The sequence below is a fragment of the Algoriphagus jejuensis genome, assembly GCF_039523455.1.
In the GTDB taxonomy this organism is placed as follows: domain Bacteria; phylum Bacteroidota; class Bacteroidia; order Cytophagales; family Cyclobacteriaceae; genus Algoriphagus; species Algoriphagus jejuensis.
On the sequence record NZ_BAAAFI010000008.1, the window covers coordinates 78524 to 98477 of the forward strand.

17 protein-coding genes are annotated in these 19954 nt (G+C 43.4%); 5 read left to right on the forward strand and 12 right to left on the reverse strand.

Annotated elements, in window-relative coordinates:
* Positions 1 to 12 precede the first annotated feature (12 nt).
* The 4 genes from ABD031_RS09865 to ABD031_RS09880 all read left to right on the forward strand — a co-directional run bounded on the left by ABD031_RS09865 (position 13) and on the right by ABD031_RS09880 (position 2339).
* Positions 13 to 456 carry a MauE/DoxX family redox-associated membrane protein gene (locus ABD031_RS09865; protein WP_343850880.1) on the forward strand — a complete coding sequence of 148 codons (444 nt, stop codon included), beginning with the start codon at positions 13 to 15 and terminating at the stop codon, positions 454 to 456.
* Positions 457 to 1012: 556 nt separating this feature from the next.
* Positions 1013 to 1156 (forward strand): hypothetical protein, encoded by a 144-nt coding sequence (locus ABD031_RS09870; RefSeq protein WP_343850882.1) that lies wholly within the window; start codon positions 1013 to 1015, stop codon positions 1154 to 1156.
* Positions 1157 to 1298: 142 nt separating this feature from the next.
* On the forward strand, positions 1299 to 1421 hold the full coding sequence (locus tag ABD031_RS09875) for a hypothetical protein (RefSeq protein ID WP_343850884.1): 123 nt from the start codon (positions 1299 to 1301) through the stop codon (positions 1419 to 1421).
* A gap of 654 nt (positions 1422 to 2075) precedes the next feature.
* A complete protein-coding gene (locus ABD031_RS09880; RefSeq protein ID WP_343850886.1) occupies positions 2076 to 2339 on the forward strand; it encodes a hypothetical protein in 264 nt (87 codons plus the stop codon).
* 54 nt (positions 2340 to 2393) lie between these two features.
* Here the strand turns inward: ABD031_RS09880 and ABD031_RS09885 are convergent, their stop codons facing one another.
* The 4 genes from ABD031_RS09885 to ABD031_RS09900 all read right to left on the reverse strand — a co-directional run bounded on the left by ABD031_RS09885 (position 2394) and on the right by ABD031_RS09900 (position 9207).
* Positions 2394 to 3722 carry a RagB/SusD family nutrient uptake outer membrane protein gene (locus ABD031_RS09885; RefSeq protein WP_343850888.1) on the reverse strand — a complete coding sequence of 443 codons (1329 nt, stop codon included), beginning with the start codon at positions 3720 to 3722 and terminating at the stop codon, positions 2394 to 2396.
* A 121-nt stretch (positions 3723 to 3843) separates the two neighbouring features.
* Entirely contained in the window at positions 3844 to 7038 is a 3195-nt protein-coding gene (locus tag ABD031_RS09890) for a SusC/RagA family TonB-linked outer membrane protein (RefSeq protein WP_343850890.1), read from the reverse strand.
* A complete protein-coding gene (locus ABD031_RS09895; protein WP_343850892.1) occupies positions 7035 to 8678 on the reverse strand; it encodes a TlpA family protein disulfide reductase in 1644 nt (547 codons plus the stop codon). The genes ABD031_RS09890 and ABD031_RS09895 overlap by 4 nt, the downstream gene beginning before the upstream one ends.
* Before the next feature lie 343 nt (positions 8679 to 9021).
* On the reverse strand, positions 9022 to 9207 hold the full coding sequence (locus ABD031_RS09900; protein ID WP_343850894.1) for a hypothetical protein: 186 nt from the start codon (positions 9205 to 9207) through the stop codon (positions 9022 to 9024).
* Between the two features lie 408 nt (positions 9208 to 9615).
* On the opposite strand from ABD031_RS09900, the gene ABD031_RS09905 reads away from it, so the two are divergent.
* Entirely contained in the window at positions 9616 to 10221 is a 606-nt protein-coding gene (locus ABD031_RS09905) for a helix-turn-helix transcriptional regulator (RefSeq protein ID WP_343850896.1), read from the forward strand.
* Positions 10222 to 10349: 128 nt separating this feature from the next.
* Here the strand turns inward: ABD031_RS09905 and ABD031_RS09910 are convergent, their stop codons facing one another.
* The 8 genes from ABD031_RS09910 to ABD031_RS09945 all read right to left on the reverse strand — a co-directional run bounded on the left by ABD031_RS09910 (position 10350) and on the right by ABD031_RS09945 (position 19940).
* Complete coding sequence (locus ABD031_RS09910; protein WP_343850898.1) at positions 10350 to 12092, reverse strand: DUF262 domain-containing protein; 1743 nt, start codon at positions 12090 to 12092, stop codon at positions 10350 to 10352.
* 99 nt (positions 12093 to 12191) lie between these two features.
* Complete coding sequence (locus tag ABD031_RS09915; RefSeq protein ID WP_343850900.1) at positions 12192 to 12509, reverse strand: tyrosine-type recombinase/integrase; 318 nt, start codon at positions 12507 to 12509, stop codon at positions 12192 to 12194.
* Positions 12510 to 13133: 624 nt separating this feature from the next.
* A complete protein-coding gene (locus ABD031_RS09920) occupies positions 13134 to 13943 on the reverse strand; it encodes an HNH endonuclease (protein ID WP_343850902.1) in 810 nt (269 codons plus the stop codon).
* Positions 13944 to 14064: 121 nt separating this feature from the next.
* Positions 14065 to 14442 (reverse strand): ASCH domain-containing protein, encoded by a 378-nt coding sequence (locus ABD031_RS09925; protein WP_343850904.1) that lies wholly within the window; start codon positions 14440 to 14442, stop codon positions 14065 to 14067.
* Positions 14439 to 15932 carry a PIN domain-containing protein gene (locus ABD031_RS09930; RefSeq protein ID WP_343850906.1) on the reverse strand — a complete coding sequence of 498 codons (1494 nt, stop codon included), beginning with the start codon at positions 15930 to 15932 and terminating at the stop codon, positions 14439 to 14441. Before ABD031_RS09930 ends, ABD031_RS09925 begins: the two co-directional genes overlap by 4 nt.
* Positions 15933 to 16454: an ATP-binding protein gene (locus ABD031_RS09935; protein ID WP_343850908.1), complete on the reverse strand. Its 522-nt coding sequence runs from the start codon at positions 16452 to 16454 to the stop codon at positions 15933 to 15935.
* Between the two features lie 113 nt (positions 16455 to 16567).
* Positions 16568 to 18208 (reverse strand): RNA-directed DNA polymerase, encoded by a 1641-nt coding sequence (locus tag ABD031_RS09940; RefSeq protein ID WP_343850910.1) that lies wholly within the window; start codon positions 18206 to 18208, stop codon positions 16568 to 16570.
* A 196-nt stretch (positions 18209 to 18404) separates the two neighbouring features.
* Positions 18405 to 19940, reverse strand: coding sequence for an ATP-binding protein (locus ABD031_RS09945; RefSeq protein ID WP_343850912.1), 1536 nt, complete (start codon positions 19938 to 19940; stop codon positions 18405 to 18407).
* Positions 19941 to 19954: the final 14 nt, after the last annotated feature.

Genomic DNA, 19954 nt, shown 5'->3' on the forward strand with positions numbered 1-19954 from the left:
GTGGAGAACGATATGAAGGGGTTGAATAAGGTACTGGCGTCCATTCTGATTGGAATTTTTGGATACACGGGTTTTGAAAAACTGATCCGGTTTAAGGATAGTCGAAGAGCTTTTCACAACCAGACTTTCCCGGCAGAGTTAGCTGAGCTTCTCTCTTATTCAATACCTGTAGTTGAGTTGCTGATTGCCCTGCTCCTGCTCTTTTCAGGCACCCGATGGTGGGGATATCTGGGCAGCATTTTGTTGCTCGCCGTCTTTATCACTTATGTAGGTCTGATCTGGGTAGGAGCATTTCCACGTGTGCCCTGCAATTGCGCCGGAATTTTAGAGAGTCTGGGCTGGGCGGAGCATTTCTTTCTGAATTTGATTTGTATCGGGATTGGAGTTTGGGGATTGAGATTGGAAGCTCGAAATGAGAAGTTTAATGTTTCGACTCCGCTCAACACAAGAATATAAAGTGAAGAATATAAAATGAGGAATCCCAGGGATGTTCTCGTATTGAAACGTTGTCCGCTTTGCTGTTGCCGAGTGCCAAAAAAAGCGCCGTAGGTGCGCGGTGTTGTCGGGTTGGTGAATTGAAAGATTGGAAAATTAAAGCTTCTGGAGAAGCAGGACAACGGGAAAAGCGCCGTAGGTGCGGAAGCTTTGTAGCCGGGTATGGAATCCTGAGAAACGAAGGATGGAATGCCCGGCAAACAGGAAAAGGCCATTGACCTCGGCGCAGGAATATCGTTGGAATCGGGATGCTCATGCCGAGGAGGAATTGAATTTATAGTCGGATTAAAAATCCTATGGTCGGAGCTCGACATCACTCCCGACAGCCGTCGCGGATGCCGAGAAGCGGGGTAGGCAAATAGACCAGCTTCTGGAGAAGCAGGACAACGGAAAATGTGTAACAACGAACAGCGGGAACAGTGGTCTGTGAGGACACAGACCACGGCGAGAGGGAAAGTGTCATAGGCACGGCCGATACCATAGCCTGGGGTTTTAACCCCAGGTAAATAGGGATCAGATGTTTCAACCTCGGCGGAGAGATATTGTAGCCATAGTGGTGTCGATGCCGAGGTACGGAGACGGCCATTGGTACGGAGTCCAGCACCGAAAGGTGGAGAAGCAGGACAACGGGAAAAGCGCCGTAGGTGCGGAAGCTTTGTAGCCGGGTATGGAATCCTGAGAAACGAAGGATGGAATGCCCGGCAAAAATGGAAAAACGCCATTGACCCCGGCGCAGGAATATCGTGGGAATCGGGATGCTGATGCCGAGGAGGAATTGAATTTATAGTCGGATTAAAAATCCTATGGTCGGAGCTCGACAATTCCCGGCAGCCATCTCGGATGTCGAGAAACGGGGTAGGGAGATAGTCCGGCTTCTGGAGAAGCAGGACAACGGGAAAAGCGCCGTAGGTGCGGAAGCTTTGTAGCCGGGTATGGAATCCTGAGAAACGAAGGATGGAATGCCCGGCAAACAGGAAAAGGCCATTGACCTCGGCGCAGGAATATCGTGGGAATCAGGATGCTGATGCCGAGGAGGAGTTGAATTTATAGTCGGATTAAAAATCCTGTGGTCGGAGCTCGACAATACTCCCGACAGCCGTCGCGGATGCCGAGAAGCGGGGTAGGCAGATAGTCCGGCTTCTGGAGAAGCAGGACAACTGAAAATGTGTAACAACGAACAGCGGGAACGGTCGGCTGTGAGCACACTGACCACGGCGACAAAAAATTGGAGCGATGAGGTAGGTCACCGCTCCACAGCCAAACCCTTGCAAGGAGGCTGCAAAACCCTTCGACTCCGCTCAGGGTGACAATCCCTTCGATTTACGCTACTCTCGTAGCTCCAGTGCTCAGGGTGACAATCCCTTCGATATACGTGACTCTCGTCACTCCAGTGCCCAGGTTGAATCATAGTAAAATAAAGAGGATCATCCCTCTCGGAAGCTTGAGTTGAGAGGCAAGCTTGCAACTGATGAACCTCCCAAAGGGCGATGCCGAAAACCCATATCAGAGTAGGCACGATGATGAAACGGTTTGTCCCTTTTTGATGGGTTAAAAAAGGGTCGTTGATTATGGACAAATTAATGAGTAAGCTTCCGCTTCTGGCCTTTGTGCTGGCTGCGTTTGCGGCGGTCGCGTTTTCGCCCAAAGAACTCCCTTCAAACCAGTACGGTTTCGACAACGGAGTCTGGTACAATGTAACCGGACAGATTCCGGGGAGTCACACGTATAATTGCAACGAACTGGAAAACAGCGACTGTCTCTATGCCTCGCCAGACACCAGTACGCCAATCAATCCGGGTGAAGACCGAGAATTTGTGAAAATGCCTGCTGCACTACCCCAGTAACAGTCTGGGATTTGCAGAAATTTGGCCGGGGAGCGCTTCCTTCCCCGGTCTTTTTTAGTTTATCTCCAGCGAGGCCTCATAGGGAGGAAGCTGTAGTGTCAACTGGCTTTCTGAAGCCAGTTCATAGCTTTCTTCGTGAATCTCCCTTTTGATCGGTAAGGTAATTTCACCGATTGCCACCAGTCTCTTCATATCTCCCCAACGCGTCCCTCTAAAGACCAACTCCCGGCGTCTTTCGCGCGTGACTGCGCCCAAAAGATCAGCTCCGATACTTTCGCGCCATAGCTCTAGATCCTTGTAGCGGTTTTGGGCAAGTGTCTCCAGTAGCGTCATGCCCTCCTCCACCTTGCCGAGACGAACCGCAGACTCCGTAGCATTGAGCAGCACTTCCGAATAGCTGATTCCTGTAAATAAATTAAAATCTCCGGTATAGGATCCTCTAAACAGGGGATCACCATTCGCTCCACTTGTGAAAAAAAGCTCTTTCCTAAAATCATTGTCCGAGTAATCCGAATAAAGCTCGGGGTTGATGAACGAAGCAGGGCCGTCGGTAACCAGATAGCTGTTGGAATAACCATAATACATCGACTCTTCATTGAAAAGGAAAAAGGGATAAGGCTTCTCCGGGGAATATTCAGAATAGTCAAGTAGCATACCGGGTGCCTGTAATGCCGAAGAAGCCGCATCGAGCGCATCTTCGTATTTACCTGAATACAGATAGATTCGGGACAGGAGTGCTTTCACGACGGCTTTGTTGGGTCGGTTTTGGAATGCTGACTGTTGGGATATCAGAGAATAGGCCTCTGTCAAATCGGCTTCAATCTTTGGAAGCAGTGCTGCGATGGTCATCCATTCTGGCTTGACATTTACTTCCGAGGACCAATGAACCGGGATTTTAAGCTGTCCTGCCTCCTCATCTCCATCCGGGTACGGGAGAAACAACTGAGCCAGATAGAACAGCGCCGCAGACCTGACAAGAAGCGCTTCCCCTCTCAATGATTCGGCCTCCGGGTCGTCTTTTATACCGATCTTGTCCAGGATATCCAGAGAGACATTCGCAAAAAAGATCTTCCTGTGCAGTCTGTTGTAGTCAGTTGACCTTTCATCCGGATTGAAGATTTCTTCCTCCCACAGATACGCCTTCTGAACCCAGGGATTTAAACGTTCCCAGTTTGGTGTGGTCGTCACCCAGTCATCGGCCAGGACAAATACCAGTAAAGGATTGTCATTGAGCGTGGTGTAGTTATCAAGGATGTATCTGACATCCTCTTTGGTGTCAGGAACCAGGATAGACTTCACAGGCTTTTCATCCAGATATTCTTCGCAGGAGACCGTGGCGATCAATCCGAGGGCCAGGAGTGCATTTACAAGGTATTTTTTCATTGTTATGAGTTTAGGAGTTGTGAAAAAGGGTGGCCGGGGAAAAACCGGCCGGGGGAGTCTGAATGTTATTAAACCAACCTTATGAAGTAGGTCCTCCCCTTTTACCCTATAGAATCTATTTTTAAAAATCAAGCTTGAGACCCGCCGAAAAGGTTTTCAGCGGTTTTGCCTTCTGGTAGTCCGGATCCAGCCCGTCTTCAGATGCCTTCCAGATGATCCCGAGATTGGAAGCATAGGTATACACCTGTAGAGATCGGAATGGAAGGGCAGGAAAACTCCGCTTGTCCCAGGTATAGGAAAGCCTGATGTCGTTGAGCCGGATGTGGTCTCCCTTTTCCACCAAAACACCCGAGTCGCTGTAGAAACTGTTTCTCCGGGTGTCTGCTGTCGCCGGAAGTGAAGGAATCTGGGTGAAACTTTCATCGCCGGGATTTTGCCATCTGTCGTCAAAATCGCCATGCCCGATACTTCCGCGCAGCAACGCGAAATAATCGATCGACCTCCTTTTGTAGTAGTACCCCAAACGATAGGACACATTCACGGAAAGTGCGAATCCCTTGTAGGAAAAGTCATTCCGAAACGCGCCAAAGGACGTTGGCCTTGCAGATCCGTGGTATTGGAGGTTGTCAATGGTCGCCGCCCTGGAAATCGCCAGGTAATCCGTGCTCGGCTCGCCGTCCAATATTCCGAGGGGGTTTCCGTTTTGGGGATCCAAGCCAGCCCATTCGTAGCTGTAGATTCCGTACAAAGGCCTTCCAACTATCGGGTAGGGAGATGACAGGTAATAGGAATTCAGCAGGTTGGCCACGGTTGGTTTTTTCTCAAAATCAAGCACCTTTTCCTTCAGACCACTGTAAAGCAAGGTACTGTACCAAGAGAATTTACCGCGAAGCTGCTGGGCTGTCAAAGTCAAATCCACTCCCCTGATGAGCGTTTCTGCGAAATTCCCCTTGAAGCTGGTCAAACCGGTGGAAGCAGGAACGGAGTAGTCCCCCAGCAAGTCTTCGGAATGCTTGGAATAGTACTCCACTGTTCCTGAAAAGAATCCGTTTTGGGTCTCGACATCCACCGCCAGATTGCTTGTCTTCACTTTTTCCCAGCGCAACAGCGGGTTGGGAGGATTGACAATCGCCGCCGCTCTCATCTGCGGGAGCACGTCGTAGAACAAAAAGGTGGTATACCGGGCCGTGACATCAGACGACAGGCTCTTGTCTACATTTCCGCCATACCCGTAGGTCGCCCTCAGCTTGACAAAAGGCATGTGGGGTTTGTCGGCAAACTTTTCTTCCGAAACGATCCAAGCACCCCCCAAAGACCACAACGGCACTCCCCTCATATTGGCGTCGACGCCGAAGATATTTGCCTGATCTTTTCTGACGCTGGCGGTGAGGAAATACCTGTGATGGTAATCGTACCCCAGGTTGGCATAGAAGGAGACAAAACGGTCGGTATTGCCACCGTGTGAGATGCCGGATGGTATGGAAACCATCTGTCCCGGGTTATAGTATAGCGGAAACCGTGTCACCAAATCCACGGGAACGCTTGAGCCCATGTCATCCAGGTAGCCAAAGTAGCTGTTTGACCAGCTCAGTCCTTGGAGGTCGCGTATCTCCAAGCCCCCTAAACCGTTCAGGAAATGTTTCCCGTTCCATTCCCTGTTATAGGTCAACTGTGGCCGAAACGTATGGGAATAGGATTCCGACTGGGAGGTGGAGAGTAATTCGCCCATCGGCACGGGATAGGTCAGGCCTCCGTCGGCACCTGCCTGGGTGTATTTGTTGATTTGGTCTCTGGCAGAAAAAACCTCCAGCGGATCACGGTTGCGGCCGGAATTCAGATTCCTCCAATACTGATAGAAAACACCGATTTTCAGTTCCTTAGTCAGCTTGTATTGGAGCGAGGGGCTGATTCTAAAATCGTAGGCGTGCGTGCTGTAGTCGAGTGCTTTGATCTCTTCCAGTGGAGCGTAGGTCCAGTCCAACAAGCCTGAACCGCTGACCGATTCGATGTATCGGGTGCTGTAGGTGTGTGCTATCTCCAGCGGAAGTCCCGAGTCATCTGCCAAGCGGTCGTAGGCAAAGCCCTGAGGCAGAGCGGTGGTGACTTCAGAATTTTGACTGGCGAGGTTGAACTGAATCCCCGCCTCCAGCTTTTCCCTCAGCAGTTGCCATTGGCTGCCTGAGGAAAGTGTCCAGCGGTCTCCTCTGTTGCCGATGATATCGGTACGGATGGGATCATACCCGAGGGAAAGGTTATAGGATGAGTTTTTGCCCCCTCCTCTCAATGACAGGGAATACTGCTGGCTTAGCGCAGGCTGGAGGTAATAGTCGCGGATGTCGTTCCTGATGTCCGAGCGGCCAAACAGCTCCATTCGGGCATCCGCCTGCTGCTGGGAGATCTTCCCGTCTCTGAACGCAATCAGTGTCTCCACTGCCGGGGACAGCTTGGGTTTGTTAGGGCTCGTTTCCTGAGAACTGTAGTAACCGGCCGAGAAGAGGCGTTGTTCTATGCCGATAAACTCCGGGATGGACATTTGCGGGACATAGTGGAGATCGCGGGGTTCTGTGACCGTGACATTGGAGTTGAAGCTCACCTGCAGGGGCAGTTCCCTGTTTCCCCTGACAGTCGTGATCACGATCACCCCGTTGCCGGCTCTGGCTCCCCAGATGGATGCGGCGGCGGCATCTTTGAGCACTGTCATACTGGCCACATCGTTGGGATTGATGTTTTCCAGTGGGCCGTCATAGGGGAAGTTGTCCACGATGATCAGCGGTGCGGTACTTGCGAATATCGTTCCCCTGCCCCGGATGGAAATGGGATCGGTAGCAGCATTGGGGCCGTGGTTGAAGATAAGTCCGGAAGTCACGTCCTCCAGGCGGTCCAGGACGGAGGTGCTGACCTTCCGCTGGACCAACTGGCTGTCCAAAAAGGCAAAGGAGCCAGTAGCCCGCTCCTTGGGCAGGGTTTGGTATCCGGTAGAGACAATGTCCACCTGCGAAAGTTCCATAGCGGAGGATTTCAGGATGATGTCCAGTGATTGCGGGAGCGGAACAGTGATCTCTTTCCGATAGGAATCCATCCCGATGTAGGATACGATCAGGACGTAGCTTCCCGAGGGGGCGGTCAGTTCAAACTTCCCGTGTTCATCCGTAATGGTTCTGTATCCGGTATCCATCAGGTAGATCAGGGCACCGGGAAGCGCGAGGCCGTCTTCCGACAGCACCGTGCCTGTGATTTTTGGGAGCGGATCCTGAAAGGCGAAGAGTCTTCCCGCCAAAAGGAGTACCGCACAGAGTAGAAGTAGAGATTTCTTCATTGATTTGAGGTTTGAGGTAAGGAAAAGGATGGGGAGGCTTCAGTACTAATTTTCACCAAGAGAGCAGACAGGTAGTCTGAATCCAGATGGTTGGCGGCTTGGAGTCTGACTTTGGAGTCAGGTCCGACGATCATCTTTTGGGGATAGGAATGTATCCGGTAGTACCCGGCGATCCCTCTACCGGGATATGCTTTCAGGTTGAGGATTTGCGGGGAGGTATAGCGGCCGGATTCCAGACTGTTTTTCCAGGTCGACTCCCGGGAATCCACGTTTACCGAGATAAGAAGAATATCGGGATCTGCCTCAAACCGGTCTGAGAGCGCTTTCATCACACGCTGATAGTCATCGATGCAAAACCTGCAGCCGGAAATCCAAAAATGGATCAACAGGGTTTTTGCCGTGAAGTCATTCAGGTCAACCGGACTGCCTGATTCATCGAAAAGCTCACCGGAAAACACGGGAACACTGTAGACAGCCGCCAAAGTCTCCAGCTTGTCCCTGATCCACGGGCTCTCGACGAGGCTCAGCGAAGTGTCCAGCAGCGGAGCAAGCTCTGCTCCGAGCGTATTGAAATTTTCCAGCAGGTAGGTTCCGAGGATCTCATCTTTCAGCGGAGAGTCGAAGTCCTTCCATACTTCCAAAAATTGTCTGTTTTGAAGGGTTGCCGTAAGCCGAATTAACCTGGACTCACTGTGTATCAATAACGGATAGTTTGAATCCAACTGCTCCAAGCCAAATTGGCCGACCCAGTCCTGAAGCATTTGGTACTGGGTGGGATCATTTTCTGGGATGGCACTTCCCATGGATGCCCACGTGAGGCCGGAGGATAGGAGCGCTCCGGCAACTCTACCGCCGAGCAAACTGATCTGATGGGCTGTCAGGGAATCCTGAGCTTTGTGGAGTAGTCTCCACGCTGGGTGCTGATCAACGGGGACTTTGGCTATGTTCCCAAACTGCTCCCACCGCTCGGTATCAGTAACCAGCACCTTCATCCTGACAAACAGATCATCCGGGCGGCTCTGTGCCTCACGATACAGCCGTTCTGCCAGAGAATCCTGAAAGAGACTCTTCCTGCTTTCCGAAACCATGACGGGGTCCCTATTGAACTGCTCTTCGGCAAAAAGCTGATCCAGGCCGTATTGGGCTCGGTAGAAGTTCTGATCAGGCCCTCCAAACAGCGTTTTTCCTGAAACCAGATTGAAATGGATCCGTACCCGGTCTCCCGAGGAAAAGAACCACTGGTGGATGAGCGTGGATCTCCCCTTCCCTATCGAGAGAAAGCCGTCAGTGATGCCCTGTGGTAACTCACAGAGATAGACCTTCTTCTGTATACTGCCTTCGAATAGGTTCCCGTACTTCCCGACAACAGGAAAGGAAATGCCGGGTGTGACAGACTTCTGATCTATCAGGAGATGCTCCCAATAGGTGACCCATAAGGTGTCGGGAGGATTGGGAGAGTCAATCTCGAGGTAGAGCATTCCACCCTCCCGGGCAGAAGGGATCGCTCCCTCCTGCCTTTGGGAAAAGCCTATATCAACTAAACTGTCCCTGGGTGACTCAGCAACTCTGCTCTGGGCTGAGGATAGGCTTCCGGCAAGACATAGCAGTGCCAGGAAGCATGTGTATAGAAATTTTTTCATGCTTTAGTTTTGTTATGAAGCTTGGGTAGTTTGGTCAACGGTCAACAGACGACGGTCCACAGCCGAGCACTGTCACGCTGAGCGGAGTCGAAGCGGATATGTATTCTTGGTACCGTTCTAGCCTCTTGGCTCTTGATTCTAGCCTCTTGCTACTTGATACCAGCTACTTGATACTCATACCTCTCCCACCCGACCTCCGATCCACATCGGAATTACCAGCTTCAAATTAAGAAATAAGATGTAGTGTCAGCGCGACCAGCTACGAAGAGCTTGCTGACGTGAATGTGTGGTCGCCGATCTGCTCGGGGCCGCGCATCCCCTTAATCGGCATAAAAATCAAGCCTCAAACAGGCTGCTTGGGCTTCAGGGGATACAGGCGATCGACCGCGGCGATGCCGGAATCCGCTGGAAGAATGAAATAGGTAATAGGTAGAGAACTGACTGACTCGCTTACCAAACGAGCATACTCCCCCACCCTGCTTATCTTGCAGGATACCTTCAGAAACAGAAAAGAGAGTAAATCGATCATGCTCGTTTTCATTAAAATGAAAAATGGTAAAACGAGTCTTTAAGGTTAAAAAGGAGTTATGGCGGAGCTCCTTACAACCAAGCTGCTAGCTTCTGACGGCTTACGGATTGGAATTACGATAAGGAACCCACAGCCATAACTATACAAATATAGCCAGCCATGGGTATTTCCCTACCGTCTCGTCCGTGGTAAGCGTCAGAATTTGCAGCCGAGACTCTTTGAAAATACCAGTTTTGATACATTACAGAACAAGTAATATTAATCCTCCGAAAATTAGAGGATTTATAAAAACCCACCCAAAATGATATTCTATGATGATTCCAAATTAAAAAGAATTATTAAAACCACCAAATTTATTTTCCTACTATAACAGGTTTTAAACCATCTGGATCAAATGTTGATTCAAAGATGGATTCAAACATCAATGAGAACCAACTTGAAGCTTTTGAAAAAGACTTCAAAACACTTCAATCTAATCTAGGATCGTTCCTAGAGCAAGCGCGAGAAAAACTAGGTATAAAGAATCCAGAAGACTTCGCAAATACCTATGGTTACACAACTTCCCAATACAGAGAGTACGAAAGCGGCAGAGCAAACCCTACCCTTTTAACTATTTTCAAGCTAATTAAATTACTGGGACTCGAAGCCAACGATTTGTTCAATTTTGGCAGAAATAAGGATCAAATATTAGGAGAAGAGGTTGCTGAGAAAGCTAGAAAAAGCAAAATAGAACAACTTAGAGAACAAGTAGCGATTATAAGAGGGCGGAAATTTGCACTTGAAATTACAGACGGATCGTTCCTAAGAATTTTCCAAACTTTAGCATTTTGCACAAGACCCAGGACTAAAGCCGAAATTCTCACAAACCTAAACTTGAAAAATACCACTAACAACTTTCAACGGTCTGTGGGCCTTGCTTTAGAACTTTCATGGCTGGAAATGACGAATCCCACCAGCCCAAACAGTCCAAATCAGCGGTATATCGTCACAGAAAAGGGGAAAGGGGTGGTTTAACGGTTTTGGGCTTTGCGTTGGTAGGCTTTTGAAACCGAATACTGTCAGCAAGCACCAAAGTTTATTAATTGCTCAAATAGTTCTATTCGCACTGTCCGCCCACTAACGCAAAACCCGGGTCAGCAGCTTTAAATATTCCATACGTGATCATAGGAAAAGTCAGAAAGAGACTTAGATCTTGCATTTATTTTACTCTCAGTCCAATTATTTGTCGCTTGGTTTTCATTGATAAATTCTTCAACCATTCTTAATTCGGATGATTGAAAGTGTTGCAACTTTTGTTGAAATACTGCTGTGTCGGCAACATTGTTAATTCTACCATCTAGAGGCAAAAGATTTCCAATCAATCCAACGTAACTCGAACCCGTGGTGTCAGATTGAGGAAGAATATGTTCTAACGTTATCATGTCAGTAGTTAATTCCGAAGTAGTTCTTTTATTTTTTTCGATTGTTCTGAAAATATACTGGATGAGCTTTTTGTCTTTTGTCTTTCCATTAGTAAACCAAAGCTTGATAAACTTTTGTTCGAATATGCTTTTCGCAGGAACTTTAGATCTTAAATCAGCAGTTAGACTAGCAAGAACTGCCCTAGCTTGAGTTCTGTCAGTTGCTTCCTCCAAGTCTCGTGCGGCTTTAGAATACTTACCATCAATACCTGATGCTCTAGAGGAAGATATTGCAGTGAAACTAAAATGAAAATTTTCCAAAGTTCGGATCATATTAACATGATCATGAATATTTATTTTGGCGTCAAGTCGCGCTCTTTTTAGAGCTAATAGAAGTGGTCTTGGTTGAACAACTTTGAATAGATTCAAAGCTAGTAAACTGTTGTATATTGCTTTTTCTTCGGGCAGTCTCCAATCGTCAATATTTGGGTTTACAATTGAGTTATAGTATTCTGAGTTGTTCACTAATTCTTCTAAAAAACTGGCAGAGCTTATTACGTTATCTTCCTTAAAATCCTTAAATGTTTTATAAATTCGCCCTTCACTAGTGAATCCATATTTAGATAGCCAAAAATGACGAAAGAAAGTATCCATGTTAATTGCAGATTCTCCTGAGCCAAGGTTTTCACCAATTTTCTTCCATTCAGTTTTTGCATAGTCATCGGGATGCTGTGTTTTCAAATCTTTAAAAATTAGATTTTTTATTAAGTCAACAGCGGAAAGACTCATTCCCCTTGCATTTAGCGTCTCAAATATGGTATAGGCATCTTCTTCATCAGTCACAGTAATATAAATGACTTTTAAATAGCTTAATATTTGATCTCTTAAAGAATTAAGAACAGCCTTGTGTTTTTCTGGGTCCGTTCCATTTATAGAATCAAAATTCTTGAAGTGTGATTTAGTTGAGTCAAATGATAAAACATGATAGAAGAATTTGTATGCATCTAGTAGTTTAGTTTCTTCTTCAGTTGATGTTTCTAGCTCCTCCTTCGTATGATGCTGAATGCTCCTTTGAAAAAAGGGTTTAGGCGTCTCATTTATCAATTTAAAATATGGCTGATTTGAGTTGTCCTTTCCCTCAATATATTGGTAATAGAGGCCATCAGCCAGATTGTTTTCCGAAATATCCTTGAATGATTGTGTTAATGCTGATAGCAATATTGTGATTGTTGTTAGTCGTTGTTGTCCATCTACAATTTTCATTTCTGGCGAGGAATCTTGGCCAACAAGGACTAATGAGCCAATAAAATATTCAAGATTCACGCAAGCTCCATTAGTGACTTTAATGCTTGCAGAAATGTCTTTCCAAAGTTCTGCGACTTCTTCACTTTTCCAAGAATATTCTCTTTGAAATCTAGGAACAATGTATTTTTTATTGACGGATAGTAAATCTCCGATCGATTTTGTGTACGCGTGTAAATCCATAGTATTTATTTATTGCTGCTAACTTCTTTATTGCTTCACTTTTTCCCCCCTTATACCCATTTTTTGGTCAACTAGGCGAAGGTTTGTCTCTCTTTATTTTTACAGTTCATCAAAGGGACTTCTGATCTTCTCCAGGCTTCTCTGGCTCACATTCGTATAAATCTCAGTGGTTCGGCTGGAGTTATGCCCGAGCAGCTCTTGGATATAGCGGAGGTCAGTGCCGCTCTCCAGCAGATATGTCACATACAAATGCCGCAACCAATGAAGGGGCACGGGCAGTTCGATATTCGCCTTTTTCAGAGCTTGCTTTAAGACCTGCTGCAGGCTTCGTTCATTGTACTGTCCTCCGGCAAGCTGCTCCCCCCTGAATGTAGTTAAATTATCGATTGGATTGAGTGGGATTTGCCCGCCCTGCAAGCTGGCCCAAGGCTAAAACATTTCTCTGGATTGTTTCTTAACGCCTTGTCCTACCCTCATATCCTTACCAATTTGCAATTGGCTTCCTTACCTCACCCCTCCTGCTCTACCTCATCCCTTCCTTCTCCTTCAGGAGAAGGCGATCAAGCAGTGGTAGCTTGGAGATACTGGTCCAGTCCAGGCTGACATAATGTGCGGGAGCATTTGGAAGAAATGGAAAAACAATAAATCTCCGAAATGCTAGAATAATTCGATTAATTAAAGGTTGGCAATTGGGTGATAGTGAGTTGGTTTCACAAGGAACGGAATAAACTGGAACTAAAAAATACCCAGTACTGGGTATTTTTGGATTGAAAGAGAAAAAATTGAGGAGGAAAGGAGGTTTTTGGGGTGGAAGTGTGAATTTTGATTAATCTGAACGGATGGTTTTGGTTTCCGCGCGTAGTTTTTTGTGAAGTGCTGGGGTTGGTGGCTAAAAAACGATGAGCATTATTAAAAGAGAGCAATCCTAAAAATAAAGAAAGGCCATTCTAACTAATATTACTAGAAATAAAACATCAAAGACTCTTTATGTAACTGAAAGCCATCCATGTTCAGGGTTCAACATGCTTCGGGCTTCCCGATTCATTCAGAACTTTTCAACATAACCTCAGAATATCTTCTTACAGGAGATATATTATTATTGATTTTTAACCATTTTTTATAACCTTCAATATCTGATCCACCGAAATTTATTACATACTCAACGCCCATAATAACAAGTATAAAATACAACTCATTTGACTCAGTATATAATAGGTCAAATTCATGTAAAATCTCATATGGTTCCGGATGATTTATTGGATCAACAAATAAATCATTTTCAGTATAAATTCGTCTTAGATTATATTCCCAAAATTCACCCTCGCCATACCTAGCAAACCTACGAATTGGTTCTAACTCAAGTTTATTCACTAATTCATGTAACCATTCATCATTAGTCTGATATTTTGAAGCTAAAAATTCTAAACCTATTTTTGTGACAAATCTAGATATATCAACATCTTTTTCTTCAGGCATATTTATAATAGGGATTATGACCTTATTTAATTCTCCAGACATAATCATCTTCACAATATGATCATCTTCTGAACTCAAAATAAAGCCACTTTCATCTTTCCAAAAATCGACCCAACCTGCATTTCTATGAGGAAACAAAGCTTTTTCTGGCACTAACCTTTCCTTTTTTGTCTTTATTAAATTTCTATGACGAACATTCCTGAAATAAGGTTTATCTAAAACAACCTTCTCAACTTTTATCGCAAAGTAATTATTACATTTATCGCAAACCACACCTGGTCTTAAAACATGCTCTTTATTACCAAGTGACTCTGGCAAAATATGCTCTAAACTTTTTGAAGAATCTGACTCATTTTTGCAAAATAAACAGTTCATAAACAAGATTAATTTTAGGAATTAAACTTATAAAAAAACGAAATTACTCAAAGGAAATTACACTGTCATTGAGTTTGCAATAGAAATATTTTGAGGTTTTAACTATAGTATTTAACCATTCTTATAATTTATCCACATAGGCGAAAGACTGGGGTGGTCCTATACCAAAAGATTCCCTAATCCCAAGTGGTTCCCTATACTTCCTTACACTTTTTACCTCTATGGCGTACCCCGACTCTTTTCCATTGAAATACTCCCGATAAAACTCCTCGGATATCCCTGCGAACTTAACTGTAGAATCCCAAAGGGAATCTAGTTCGTCATGGTGTACCGTTTCAATCTCAAATTCCCCGATCACTTTGCTAATCGGAGCCGAAGCATAGACAATCACCGACTTTACCGCTTCATTTTTATAGATTCTTCTCCGGAATTCGAATCGCTTGGTGCCGTCAAAAATCTTCTCGGCAAATTCCGGTTTGATCGATAATAGTACTTTCATATTCCTGCTAATCTTACAAGCTTAGTAAATTCCTCTCTTTGCATTTTTGTGATGGTTTTGACACTGTCCATATTTGGCAAAATTCCTACGTCGAGCATCTCCTTCAAATTGATTCGCTTTTTGAAAGAGAATGCATATAGGAAATTGAACACAAACGGCCTCATTTTGGGATACCTATCCCAATACTCTGCCAATTCTTCATCTGTAAGCACGGATCTCTTTCTACAGATTTTGTGAAGTTCCTCCAGACTCGGTATGCCATCGATAGCTTCTTCTATGATCCCTATCGTCGTGGCAACTCCTTTGTAGATTCCTCCAGAGCGGTAAAAGACCACAATATCTCCGCGCTTGAGCTTTCGATTACTAGAGTGAGAAATATAGGACTTTGAAATCGCATTTCTATGCGGCCTGTTCTCGACGAAGGCTAAAGGACTCTCGGTCTTCAAGATAGAATCAGGAAACAATTCAGTATGATACTCAGGTTTGATGGGCACAATGTACACATCGCTTGACTTGGAAAGCCAAGGGAACGTCTTGGATGGTTGGCGATCGTCAAACCTCACCTTGAAGTCCCTTACCAATACCCTTTCAGTGCCCGAAGATGTTGTTTTGATGCCATGATCTTCAAATCCAAACTTTCCTAAAAGACTGATCAAACTCTGTAATTCCGGTCTGTGGTCAAAAATAGTCACATAAATCTCATCCACGCCGTATTGACGGGCATTGTCAAAAACAATTTTCAAAAACCGCTCTCCAATTCTAAGTCCATTACTAACCACCTTGAATGTCCCTATCTTGAGCCGTCTTTTAGGTTTAAATGGCGGATCTATCTGTGAATAATTCTCTTTTTCGTCTTCCAGCTTCAAGAACAAGAAAGCTTTGATTGCATCAGCTTCGTAACACACATAAGCCATGGCATTGTCTCCGGCCTTCCCATTGTACCATTTATCAAACCCCTGATAGTCATTTCTGAAACCGTCAAAGAATTCATCTCCAAGGTCAATGTTTCCAAAGTACTCCTTCTTAACCGAAAGGACCGAATAATCCATAAAGTCAGGGTTCTCTGCGATGACCTTTTCTAAAAATCCCTCAATTCCAAAAACCCGATCCGCAATATTCAGGAACTTAGCCTTCATGCGGATTTTCTTGTCCTCTGTGATCAAAAAATCGACCCGGTCAGCTAAGACTTCATTCAGCAGCTTTGAATCCTCGAAATCGTTTGGCTTTGTGTCATGTTTTTCGATGATTTCAAGAACTTCTTTCTTTAATGGTGCCGGTGTTTTCAATTCTTGATAGCTCCCCAGCTTGATGGACATCGATTTAACCACCTGATCATTGGCATGCTTCTGCAATTCTGTCAACGTCAAGGGGTGTACACATTTGGTGATGTGCAGCCTATCCAGCCAATTAAAAAGCACTCCGATGTTCTGATTGGAAACTTTGTCTGTCTCCCGATGGATGACAATGTTGGTGTCTAAAAGGACTCTCATCTAAATCGTATTTATCGCGTCTACAAGAACCTGTTCATCTCTTTCCATCACCAAAAAGGGTTTGTTTAATTTACCTGCCACCCACTTTCCATAGGTGATTTCCTCCTCCTGCATTTGACGAATCACTTGCAAGTCATAAGCTTTGCCGTCTCTTTCGGTTAGCCTGCGGACAATTGCCTCTGGTTCTGCCGTCAACACCGAAATCAGAATGGGATCAATCTTGGAGAAGGTGTCAAACGGAACGAGCTCTACCTTCCCCTTACTATCAAACAAACAGAAGTGGCCATCCAGTAAATATTTTCGAGTTGGCTCAACTCTCTGGTGAAGCCCGAGAATCAATCGGCCTTGCATGGATGGGATATCTGCTACCAATTTATTCCTCGGTTCGGCATTTACTTCAGCCCATCTTAAGAGCTCGCTGGCAGACAGGTGCTCTATATCCAATAGTTCTTTGACTTTGGAGCAGAATGTCCCTTTTCCTACTCCATGTATTCCGCCGAGAAATATAATATTATTAAACATTTCAAAAATCGCTAAAAACTGATTTCCGACTCATAACCAAATTGCATTTATAATTGATAAAGCCTTGAAATACTCTAATTTATACAGTCAATTAGTCAAAATTCTACTTTACTTTACCAAGGAAGATCATCATCCCAGTATTCAGAAGTATCAAACAACCTTACCTCGTCATCTCCATCATCCTCTTCAATTGAATCATAGCCGTATTTTGTACTACTAATTGCTTCTTTTTCTAATTGCGAAATATTTTTCATGTGCCTCTTAAAGTCAATTAATTTTATCCCATTAGTAACCAATTTTTCAAATTCAAATGAAAAACTGCCAGAAAATTTTGCATTTGAAAATCCTGTAGATTTACCAATCAGATTATGCAGCCAATTTTCATCTGTTGTAGATAAACTACCCCCAAGTTTAATTTCAGGCGCTTCACTTAAAACACCAAGTTGAAAAGCAGAAATAAGTATCGATTTTACATATCCATTCGGCACCTGCGAAGCCCGAGAAATTATTTTTGAATTAATCTGAAACTTACATACAATGGAAACCCAGAGCAACCAAACTAACTCATGATGGTGATTTGAATTAATTGACTTATTAATCAGTATTTCAATAGAAAAAATCCATCCACTACTATCAATAGATTTCTCAATTGCAAACCTCTTTGCTAACAAAAGACATACATAATCAATGCAGTGAGGAAAATGGTATAAAACTCTTTGCAATTTAGGTTCAAGATCAATCCATATATCATTTTGATAAATCTTCAACCTATCGAACCTCCTAAGTATTAATTTAATGGGACTCTGGGACCCAATATTTTGAGAAATTTCAAATGCTTTATCTATCAAAAAAATAAAATCATCGACATTATCATCGGAAAATTCTGAAACATATATCCTTCTTAACTCTTGAGCCCAAACATCATCAATAGGCTGAAGGCCATTTAAAAGCTTGGTCTTTGAATCATTTATCTGCAATTCAAAGCTTTGTAATATTTCTCTCAAGGAAGACAAAACTATTGAATATTCAATTTCATTTCTAATTCCGATATAAAAATCGTCAACATGCCTTATGCAACCGACAATAAATTCTGAAGACTTATTTTTAAGTTCCAAATCTATTTCAGTAGCCAAATATTCAGCAACTATCCTAAACCCATCAGGACCTACTAAAACACCTCTTGTTTGGCCATTTTGACATTGTTGAATAAACCAATCGAGAGAATTAAAATAAACCAAATCAGATTTTCGATTTGTATCACTCTTTGAAGTTAATTTTCCATGTGCAACCCAGGGCAAAGAATGAGTATAAATGCTTGGAAAAAATTGGGCAATATCCGTTTTAACCATAAAAGGAGAATAGCTTAATTTCCTCATAAATTCGGGAGAAATTTCACTTAAAGAGGGAACTATTATTGCTCTATCGCTTTTCTCATCACCAAAATGGAGATTGCTTATTCCAAAATGAGACTCTCCAAATTTTTTCTCAAATACTGACCAGTTCTTTCCTATAAAATTACATACTGAGAAATATGGGATTGGATTTACAGTTCCATAGTACCTTCTATTATAATCATGTTTTGTACCATTATATCTAATGAAATCAGAAACTCTCTGATTATATCTTATATCATTTATAGTCTTAACTAATCCGGAAAAACTTCTTGATAGACTTGAGCTGTCAAAACATGGCGGAAGTACTTCAGGAAAAAATCCTTTTCTTAGTAGTAGGTCTCTGATTTTTGAAGGTGTCATTTATTTGGGAAACATTTAATCGTTCATTGAATCATCTTAAAAGCCTGTTCAATTTAGGCTTTCTTTGGGTATTCAAATTAATGTTTGGACTGAGTGAGGTTCGCAACCTTCAACTCTACTTGAAACTCTCTCGGATTTTCCAATGCACTTTTCAATAGGGAGGCACAGTGCAAACCGCTTAACATAAGGCATGCAATTATTGGGTCAATGTTTGTAAAAAAGCCCGCATCAAGTTTATAGAGTCATTCAGTTGTGAAAAAGTATATCTTGTATTGTTGGTGTTTTCTGGATGATGAATTTGGTGTCTTATGTAATCAGTTAAAATTACATTTTCCGTCACTATTGTTACCCCGTCCTTTTTCAATCTATTATATGCCATTGTTGCCTTTCCACCTCTATAGTTTCCCATTTCGCTTTCCAACTCAATGTATCCATACAGTTCATTGTGATACTCTTCCGTTATTTCCGAAAATGCTAAAAAATTTACTTCATTCAAAGATGGATATGGTAGACTATTTGGCAATACATTTTCAATTATTTTGGCTCCACTGTTAGATTTTACAAGCCGAAGATGCTGGAACTCCAACTCCTTTACTAATGCTGCACTATGTGTCGTAATAATTACCTGTGTATTCGCTGTATTTGAAAGGTCCAAAAATGCCTTAATTAGTTTTCTCTGATGTTCCGTATGCTGTGATGTTTCAGGTTCTTCTATTGAGTAAATAATACTTGGAATATTTTCTTGTGTTTTTCGTCTCTCTGCCTCGGCTCTGAAAAAATTTAAAAGAATTAATCGTTTTACTCCGCTTCCTCTTTTATTGATTGGAATATTCTCATCTCCAGCAATTGAAACATTTTTAAAAACATCAGTCCATTTTAAACTCTCTGTTGCCGGAATAACTGGATTTAAACTACTAGCAACTTCAGGGTTCATTTCCTGAATTTTTGCCAATGTTCTTGTAGCAACGTCCTGTAGCTTACTTTTAACTTCTGTTGCTATTTCATCAAACTTTGATTTTAATGTAGCATCACTTAAAATCTGTTTTACCGCTTCTTTTAGTGGGTCTTGGACTTCATCATCACCATCACTATTTTTTCTATCGGATTGAAACAAACTGTAAAGAGGTAAGTAGGTCTGTAATTTGTCCCATATTGATTTGGTATCGCCTTTTGTAACATCAATTTCTATCTCTGATAATTGGAGGTCGTTACTAAAGTGCTGCCAAATCGACCCTCTCATTACTGCGTTTATGGTTTGATTACTACAAGTAATTGCCCCGTCTTTTATAATTTTTTGAAGTTCTGTGTTTTTCTTTTGCAATAAATCCTTACAAGCACTGTGTGTTGGATGATTAGCTTTTACAAAAATCCTTTCCTTTCCGCCATTAGTGTATTTTTTAATTATTTCGAGTTGATGGCTTGAGTTTAAAAGATATTCAGCTTGTAATGTTGTCTGATTTGTACTATCTATGACAATAGCTGTTGGTAATTCTTCAAAGCAAACGGAAAAAACTGTTTCAGTGTCCCCATTTGTAAGAGATTGCTTATTGACATCATCTTTGTCAAGTTTGATTACCCCTTTACCATCATTGAAAAAAATGTCCAATGCTTCCAAAACTGTCGATTTGCCGATGTCATTTTTTCCAACAAATGCAGTTAAATCGCCAAACTCAATTTCAACTTCGTCCTTGTAGCTTCTAAAGTTTTTGATTTTGATGGTCTTAATTCTCATATTTTATATTAAAA